Origin of the sequence: Paenibacillus xylanivorans (assembly GCF_001280595.1) — a bacterium.
In the GTDB taxonomy this organism is placed as follows: domain Bacteria; phylum Bacillota; class Bacilli; order Paenibacillales; family Paenibacillaceae; genus Paenibacillus; species Paenibacillus xylanivorans.
Genome location: NZ_LITU01000055.1, coordinates 47483 through 55375, shown reverse-complemented (window position 1 = coordinate 55375; position 7893 = coordinate 47483). Strand labels below are relative to the sequence as shown.

The following is a 7893-nucleotide window of genomic DNA, read 5'->3' as shown; positions in this document are numbered from 1 at the left end:
ATGTAATAGCTGGAAACAAGACCGCCGTTAAAAACCATGGGGATGAATACAATCCATGTCAGCAGCCCTTTTAACTTGAATTGGGGACGGGACAGCGCATAGCCCATCGTAGTGGTGAGCAGCACGCCGATCAGCGTGCCTATTACCGTAACAAATACGGAGACACCCAGCGCTCGTATAATCATCGAGCCCTGTTTGACGATATAGTTGTAGGCTTCAGCTGAGAATGTCGTCGGCAGGAGCTGGTAGCCCGTCTCTCGAATGGAAGCCTCGCTGGACAGTGAAATGGACAGTACCACGACGATTGGAACTACGCATAACAAGGCTAAAATAATAAAGATCAGGTGAAAAAAAATGTTCGTTCCTTTCCCGACTCGGTTGAACTTATCAAGACCGGAATCATAGCTTGTTTGTGTTGTCATATTCCTGTCTCCTCTCTAGATCAACGCACTTTCTGGATCAACTTTACGAACAATCCAGTTCGCGAATAGGATCATTCCGCAGCCCAGTATAGATTGCATGAAGGCAGATGCAGACGCCATACCGACCGTCGCGGTTTTGAGTTGTTTGTACACGAGCACATCTACCGTCGTGGTCACGTTGTAGAGAGAATTGGAATCTCGTGGCACCTGGAAGAACAAGCCGAAATCCGTGGAGAAGATACCTCCGACCGACAGGATAAACATCAACACAATAACAAATTTCATTAAGGGCAGCGTAATATACCATGTCTGCTGCCACTTGCTAGCGCCATCGATGACGGCCGCTTCGTAATAAGTCGAATCCATGCTTGTGATGGTCGCCAAATAGACAACCATGCCGTAACCGAGACCCTTCCACATATTCATAAATACCAGAAGATACGGCCAATACGACGGCTCCATATACCAATTTTTTGGATCATGGCTGAAATGGGTCAGAACTTGGTTGGCAATTCCCTTGTCATAGCTCAGGAATGCCCAAAGCACCGCGGAAACCACAACCCACGATAGGAAATACGGGAGAAACATCATCGTCTGATAGACCTTGGCTGCCTTGCGGCTGTGCAGCTGTCCAACCATCAATGCAAGCGACACAGGCACGATAATACCCAGAATAATAAAGATAATGTTGTAACCGATTGTATTGCGAATTACGATCCAGACGTCGTTCGAACTGAACAGGAATTCAAAGTTTTTGAAGCCGATCCAGTCGCTGTTTATTACATTGCTGAGAAAGTTTCCGTGAATCTTGAAATCCTTGAAAGCGATAATGACACCGAACATCGGCAAGAAGCTGAACAGAATGTACCAGATTATGGTCGGAAGCGCGAGCAACGTGAGCTCGGTATCATGCTTGCGCCAGCGTGTTCGTACTCTTTTGCGGGTGACTTTTGCTTCCATATCATCTTCCCTTCTTGTAGTACTGGCTGAGGAGCATTTTCTTTTTTTACCCCTAATTGTTAACGCTTTCATCTTGTTTTGACAAACCCTTTATGAAGGTCAAGGTTTGTCAAAACCTAACCTCGATTAGTTGTAATTCTATGTAAATCTCCAGATGATTCCTAGACCAAAAACGTAAGACAATAGTCAAAAAACAATAGGTTTAAGTATTTTTATTTCGATTTTCCATTGTGATTATCTAATGGTTGTTTATTTATTTTAGTGTTAATAGTACAATTATCCGGATATACAGTAATAGAGGATTTCCATTACTATAAATTGGTGATTAACTTATGGAGGATGCTACTTAATGAACGACAAAACGGAAGACCGCAGTGATCAATCAGAGTCTCACGACTGCACGGTTCGATCCGTACGAGCCGACGCAAAGCGCAACATTCATGCTTTGCTCCAGGCCGCGCTGACTGTATTCGCAACTTCAGGAGTAGACGCTCCAATTCGGGAAATTGCGGAGAAGGCTGGCGTCGGCGTAGGGACGGTATATCGCCATTTTCCACAGCGTTCGGATCTCATAGAGGCTGTCTTCCGACAGGAGATTGATGCTTGCGCAGATGCTGCTGAAGATTTAGCTGCTAAATATGAACCAGTTGAGGCATTAGAGCGATGGATGCTGCGCTATTTGGACTTCATAGCGACCAAACGCGGACTCGCGGCGGCCCTACATTCAAAGGATCCGGCATACGAGACTTTGCCTGTCTGTTTTGTAGTGGAACTAAGTCCAGCTCTTAAAAACTTGCTTGAAACGGCGACTACTGCTGGTAAGATACGTGCCGATGTCGAACCAGACGAATTGCTGTGGGCCGTCGCGAGCCTCTGTACGGCGGTAGACAACGGAGATACTGTACATGTGCAACATATCATTTCACTGCTCGTAGATGGGTTGCGCTATCGTGCGAACCGCTAACATCTCCAAGTGCTCAAAGTTCATCTACGCAGCAAGACAATCAGAATATCGACAGTGCGCTCCCTCACCGGCTGATGCCGAGAAGGGAGCGCATTTTGCATTTCCTAGAGCTTCACTTGGATTCAAGTCGACCAATTGGACTGACACTTTCCGACAAAGTCTTGTGTATTGCTGACCAGCTGGCATGATCAATATCGAGTGCATGACGAAGGTAAGCCCACGTGACTCGCTGGATCAAGGCGACTTGTTCTGGATTTTCATCTGTTGTTTCCTTGACCTCATAACCTGGGATTCCACCTAGTGAGTGTTCTGCACCGAAGAGGGTGAGCAGGCTCTCGGCTCCCGGGCTTAAGAAGTAAGGATCGGTCATCCATTCTGGGCCGCGGACAGTCAACTGATACTTTTGCGGGACGTAGTCCTGGTCCCCGACGATGACAAGGCTGGGTGTAGTCATGTGTGCGAAGCTCACGTTCAGATGCGGCATGTTCTCGGCTGCAAACGGTGTCAGGCTGTCTCCACCTTGCCCAGCGGTGGCAAACAGTATGCCTGCTTTGATGCGCGAGTCGGATAGGTCCTCTTCCTTCTTGGTCTCCGGGTTGAAAACTCGCAAACCCAGAAGATTGCCCGCCGTTTGGCCGCCGAATGAGTGTCCGGCTGTGGCGATGCGGCTTCGGTCAAGGCGCCCGCTCAGGCCAGGAACAGCAGCTTCTAGAAAATCAAGCTGATCGAGGATAAGCTTCATGTCTTCAACTCTGGAACGCCAGATCCGAGGTGTACGGGGATCGTCCTTGGGGAGATTCACTGTCCTTGAGTCGAGATGGGTGGGTTGTATGACCACAAAACCGTGTGCAGCCCAGAAATCAACCAGTGGGCCGTAACCCTCCAATGACGAGCCAGAGCCATGTGAGAAAACAATGATAGGTAAGTTTCCACCCGTCGTCGGCGCGGATACTCTCACTCTCAGATCCTCCCCACGCCAAGGGGCTGATAGCACGATCTGTTTCACTGAAACGATTGGAGAGGATGTATTATTCTTAATTTCCATAATAAATGTCCCTGCCCTTCTTTAAGAGATATAAGATTTGTGATGGCCACCGCCTATCATGTGCTAAAGACAATTTAAGCGGAACATTGTTCCTATTATATACGGAACAATGTTCCGTTTGCAATGTATTTTAAATTATTGCTCATTTTGATCCAATAACACTTCAATCTTATTGGTAAATTTAGCGTCACTGTCATCTTGCCCCATTAAAATTAATCATGCTCTTGTCCCCCGACCTTGAAACATAAAGGGCCTCCAAAATTGGGGGCCCTTTCCCTAACAATGATGAATTTTCAATGATAATCTTCCCTTTTCCATCAACATTAAATATATGTACCTATCGAAATCGGCTGATCCTTTAGTGAGACAATGATATGAAAGAAAGGCATCTTGGCACCTTCTCTGCTATATCTCCAACAAAAACGTAGATGGATACTTGTTTATCTTGAAACCGACATTATGATATTTTGAGTGTCGCTTAAAGAAACAAACCAGTTTTGTAGAACGATATTATGGTGTGAAATGATCTGTTCTGCACTTAAAAAGGAAGACTCCGCAGTACTGTGGGCATCTTTTGCTAAAATAACGTCAAATCCCAAGCTAAATGCTCTACGACATGTCGCATCAACACATATCTCAGTCTGAATTCCCGCGACAACCAGTCGATTAACGCCTAAATGAGTTAAATGTGATTCAAGGTTGGTACCTTGAAATGAATCTGGAAAGTCCTTTTCGATTTTTACATCTTCAGCTAATAAGGATAAGTCGGGGTGAAGACTCCAGCCTGAAGACGTTTTTGAGGTAATTGTCCCTAATTTCCCATTATGCTGAGTAAGTATGACTGGAATCTTACTTGTGTGGGCCCAAGTAATAAGTTGCTTGATATTGGTTAATAATTCTTCACTGTTATGAATAAAGAGAGGATTCATAAAAGATCCGGTTTGCACATCTATAATCAATAAAGCTGGCTTATGGATCATAATTATCCCTCCTCATCTTCTTCATTAATTTCTAGAGGTTAGAATTTCCTGTAACCATAATTATATTCATCATTTTTTATGCTGAAAGATCGAACATACATATAAAAAAGGAGAACTGCCTATGTACAAGCAGTTCTCCTTTTGTTAATTAACCGTTTCTTAGTGGTCCAGGAATACAAGCTGAATGAAGAACAATACGGCAAAAATGTAGAATATCGGATGAACATCCTTGCCCTTTCCACGAAGCAGCTTGAGTACCGGATAGAAAATGAAGCCTACGCCAATGCCTGTCGCAATGCTGTGCGTCAATGGAGTAAGAATGATAATCAGGAAAGCAGGAAATGTTTCTTCAAGGTCCTTCCAATTGATTTTGCTGATCACACTAATCATAAAGTAGCCAACAATAATCAGTGCTGGAGAAGTAATCGCCGGGATACCTGATATCACACTTACGATAGGTGCAAAGAACAAAGTAAGAGCAAGCAGAACACTTACCGTTACTGCCGTCAGTCCTGTTCTTCCTCCTGCAGCCACTCCTGTGCTGGACTCGATATAAGCCGATGTTGGGCTCGTTCCAAGCAAAGCGCCTGTGGTAGTCCCTACGGCATCAGCTAATAGGGCGCCGCGTGAGCGCGGAAATTTACCTTCCTTCAGCAGACCTGCTTGTTCAGCAACTCCGAGCATCGTTCCCGTTGTATCAAACAGCGTGATTAACAGGAAAGTAAATATGATGGTATACAAACCATTAGAGAACACACCCGCCAAATCCAGTTGAAAAGCCGTTGTCGTGAGGCCTTGCGGCATGGATACAATCGATTCCGGCATTTGAAATAGTCCCAAGATCCAGGCAAGTATCGCTGTTACCACCATTCCGATGAACAGATAACCTTTTACATTGTACGCCATAAGCACAACAGTGATAATCAATCCGATAATGGTCAGGTAAGTCATTGGCTCTGCCAAGTTCCCGATCGTAATCAAATTTGATTCTGAATCAGCAATAATTCCGGAATTTTGCAGGCCTACCGTTGTAATAAACAATCCGATCCCTGCTGTTATCGCGTGTTTAAGGCTCGCAGGAATGGCATCAAGCAGCATGTAACGAAATGAAGTAAGCGATAAAATAATAAACAAAAGCCCCGCTATAAATACCGCTCCTAGCGCAACCTGCCAAGACACGCCATATCCGGCAACTACACTATAGGCGAAGAATGCATTCAGACCCATACCAGGCGCTATGACGATCGGATAATTGGACCCTATTCCCATAATCAGAGTCGCCACAATACTTGCCAACACCGTAGCAATGAATACTCCGTTAAAGTCCATCCCCGTGCTGCTGAGTATTCCTGGGTTTACGATCACTATGTATACCATCGTGAAGAATGTCGTGATTCCTGCGATGATCTCAGTTGAAACGGTCGTGCCTCTTTCTTTTAGTTTGAACCAGTTGTCCATGATAAAGCCAGCCTCCAACTTTCAAATTATTCTCCAAAGCCAAAAACAAAAAAAATCCTAATCATCGTAATAGGATTGTAATATTACCGCTCCTATATTCGTCATTAGGATTAAAAACTAAGATTCTGAACTAATGAAAAAGATACTCATATCTGCTCTATCCTGATGTCCATTTCGAATTTTAATAAAAAATTCACTCATTGTCAACGAATTAACGTATTGTTCACAGTTATTTACGAACTATATTGAGATGATATTAAGTATTCATTCGTTTTTTAGAACAGGCTATACTGAATCCAGACCACAATTAGCATGTTATAGATTAAATGTTTTTACATACGGCGATAAAAGAAAACGCTGACATAAGGCAAAAGAAGCCCATTCCTTTAAATGCTTATACCGATAAAACAAAAAAGCCGCTAAAATAGCGACTTTAAATGGGACTAAATTTTTGTCTTAGATAAAGTAAAATTGACAATAGAAAGTTCCATTGTTGTTTGATACCCCAAGCCTTCATATAAGCGAACAGCAGGTAAGTTATTTGCTAATACGCCCAGATAGACATCTGGTGAAAGTTTTTTACCGAGGTGTGTCAATTCACTTGTTAGGCGTTTAGCTAATCCTCTTCCTCTGTAATCTAACCTGGTAACAATGTTCCCAAGCTCTACTAGCTGAGGGTCATAAAAATGGTAGCCTCCTACAGCTATGAAATCCTCCCCTTCCTTAATTCCAAGAAAAGGATAATTCTCTAACTCACTCCTTGTGAAAAACCTCATTTCCCCACTATGTAAAAAATCAATTACCTTAGAATAATCATTTTCATTTATCTTTTTTGCAATGTTAGATTCAAGGAGTTTCGATTCATCCTGATGTTTCATAGTTAAAAAACGTTGAGGAATTCCTTTGATGAGACCGAAGGATTGAAAAAGTTCAAGGTCCCGTTGACAGAGTATCGTGCCACATACAGCACTTTCGTCAAGTTTGATAGTTTCTCTTGTAAAAGCAATTAGTTCTGGAAAAAAGATATCACAATCTTCAACTCGGAAGAAAGAAAATGCAGGAAAGGATAGTTCGCTAAAATAAGCTAATACGGCTGTAAGTTGGCTATTAAAAAATTGACAAATATATTGGGCCTTATCCTTACGTTGAGTTAAATAACTATAGAATAGCAGATTCTGTTCTGTATTAATGTGCGGCAATAATTTAATAATTGTATCGTGAGTAAGCAATCGATGCGAAAGCATTTTAACACCTCTCTATCTATAATTTCTATTCTAATGGATAAGGTGCATAGACATAAAGGGAAATTTTGAATGAATACTTACAGGTCTCTTTTATAAAAATCGCTTCTGCAGCCAGAAGTAGAGTATAGTAGGCGTAGTAAAAAAATATATTCCAGGAGGTTACAACCATGCCACAGGATATCTGGATTAACCTGCCAGTCAAAGATGTTGAGAGCTCAACTACCTTTTTCAATGAGATTGGATTCCATGCGGTGAGCGTTGGTAACGAGAGAGCAAAGCTTTCCATAGGTCAAACAACGATTCTGCTATTCCCGGAGTCAGCGTTTGAAAAATTTACAGGTTCAAAAACAGCAAATACTTCCCATAGCGCAGAAGTAATATTTTCCATTGGTGCTGAGAGCAGAGAAGAAGTAGATGCCTTCATTCAAAAAGTGGAGTTTGCCGGAGGAAACATCTTTGGCAAACCGAGTGAAATCGACGGCTGGATGTACGGCGCAGGATTTGCCGACCTGGACGGTCACCGCTGGAACCTGCTTTACATGGATGAGAGCAAAATGCCGAAAAAATAAGTGAAAACGCCGGTCACCTGTTAAGGTCACCGGCGTTCCTCCTATAATCTCATATCGTAATTTAAATCAATATCCTTACTTGGACGGAAAAATTCGTAGGTTGATTGCTTTTACCAAGAACTCACTACAAATCTGGTTAATTTCCTCAAATGTAACCACAGTATCCATGCGTTCCCTTTATGAAAAGTCCCTACACATTTATCATACCTTTGGGCTAAATTGCCCGTTAGCTTAATGAATAAGTGGACGAA

Annotated in this window: 7 protein-coding genes and 1 pseudogene; 2 read left to right on the top strand and 6 right to left on the bottom strand. The window is 43.0% G+C overall.

What is annotated here, in order from left to right; all coding sequences use genetic code 11:
• Positions 1-422 (bottom strand): annotated as a pseudogene (locus AMS66_RS33695) (carbohydrate ABC transporter permease); the annotation flags it as partial.
• A 15-nt stretch (positions 423-437) separates the two neighbouring features.
• On the bottom strand, positions 438-1382 hold the full coding sequence (locus AMS66_RS12360; protein ID WP_053781095.1) for an ABC transporter permease: 945 nt from the start codon (positions 1380-1382) through the stop codon (positions 438-440).
• A 349-nt stretch (positions 1383-1731) separates the two neighbouring features.
• Here AMS66_RS12360 and AMS66_RS12355 point away from each other — a divergent pair, with 349 nt between their 5' ends.
• On the top strand, positions 1732-2346 hold the full coding sequence (locus tag AMS66_RS12355; RefSeq protein ID WP_053781094.1) for a TetR/AcrR family transcriptional regulator: 615 nt from the start codon (positions 1732-1734) through the stop codon (positions 2344-2346).
• 112 nt (positions 2347-2458) lie between these two features.
• On the opposite strand, the gene AMS66_RS12350 is transcribed toward AMS66_RS12355, so the two are convergent.
• The 4 genes from AMS66_RS12350 to AMS66_RS12335 all read right to left on the bottom strand — a co-directional run bounded on the left by AMS66_RS12350 (position 2459) and on the right by AMS66_RS12335 (position 7073).
• A complete protein-coding gene (locus tag AMS66_RS12350; protein WP_053781093.1) occupies positions 2459-3391 on the bottom strand; it encodes an alpha/beta hydrolase family protein in 933 nt (310 codons plus the stop codon).
• Between the two features lie 440 nt (positions 3392-3831).
• Positions 3832-4371, bottom strand: coding sequence for a cysteine hydrolase family protein (locus AMS66_RS12345; RefSeq protein ID WP_053781092.1), 540 nt, complete (start codon positions 4369-4371; stop codon positions 3832-3834).
• Between the two features lie 159 nt (positions 4372-4530).
• Positions 4531-5829 carry an NCS2 family permease gene (locus AMS66_RS12340; protein WP_053781091.1) on the bottom strand — a complete coding sequence of 433 codons (1299 nt, stop codon included), beginning with the start codon at positions 5827-5829 and terminating at the stop codon, positions 4531-4533.
• A gap of 443 nt (positions 5830-6272) precedes the next feature.
• Positions 6273-7073 carry a GNAT family N-acetyltransferase gene (locus AMS66_RS12335; protein WP_053781090.1) on the bottom strand — a complete coding sequence of 267 codons (801 nt, stop codon included), beginning with the start codon at positions 7071-7073 and terminating at the stop codon, positions 6273-6275.
• Between the two features lie 167 nt (positions 7074-7240).
• On the opposite strand from AMS66_RS12335, the gene AMS66_RS12330 reads away from it, so the two are divergent.
• A complete protein-coding gene (locus AMS66_RS12330; protein WP_053781089.1) occupies positions 7241-7642 on the top strand; it encodes a VOC family protein in 402 nt (133 codons plus the stop codon).
• Positions 7643-7893: the final 251 nt, after the last annotated feature.

Excerpts from the sequence above, each read along its gene's own strand:
- AMS66_RS12360 (WP_053781095.1), bottom strand. The coding sequence starts at position 1,382 with ATGGAAGCAAAAGTCACCCGCAAAAGAGTACGAACACGCTGGCGCAAG.
- AMS66_RS12355 (WP_053781094.1), top strand. The coding sequence starts at position 1,732 with ATGAACGACAAAACGGAAGACCGCAGTGATCAATCAGAGTCTCACGAC.
- AMS66_RS12350 (WP_053781093.1), bottom strand. The coding sequence starts at position 3,391 with ATGGAAATTAAGAATAATACATCCTCTCCAATCGTTTCAGTGAAACAG.
- AMS66_RS12345 (WP_053781092.1), bottom strand. The coding sequence starts at position 4,371 with ATGATCCATAAGCCAGCTTTATTGATTATAGATGTGCAAACCGGATCT.
- AMS66_RS12340 (WP_053781091.1), bottom strand. The coding sequence starts at position 5,829 with ATGGACAACTGGTTCAAACTAAAAGAAAGAGGCACGACCGTTTCAACT.
- AMS66_RS12335 (WP_053781090.1), bottom strand. The coding sequence starts at position 7,073 with ATGCTTTCGCATCGATTGCTTACTCACGATACAATTATTAAATTATTG.
- AMS66_RS12330 (WP_053781089.1), top strand. The coding sequence starts at position 7,241 with ATGCCACAGGATATCTGGATTAACCTGCCAGTCAAAGATGTTGAGAGC.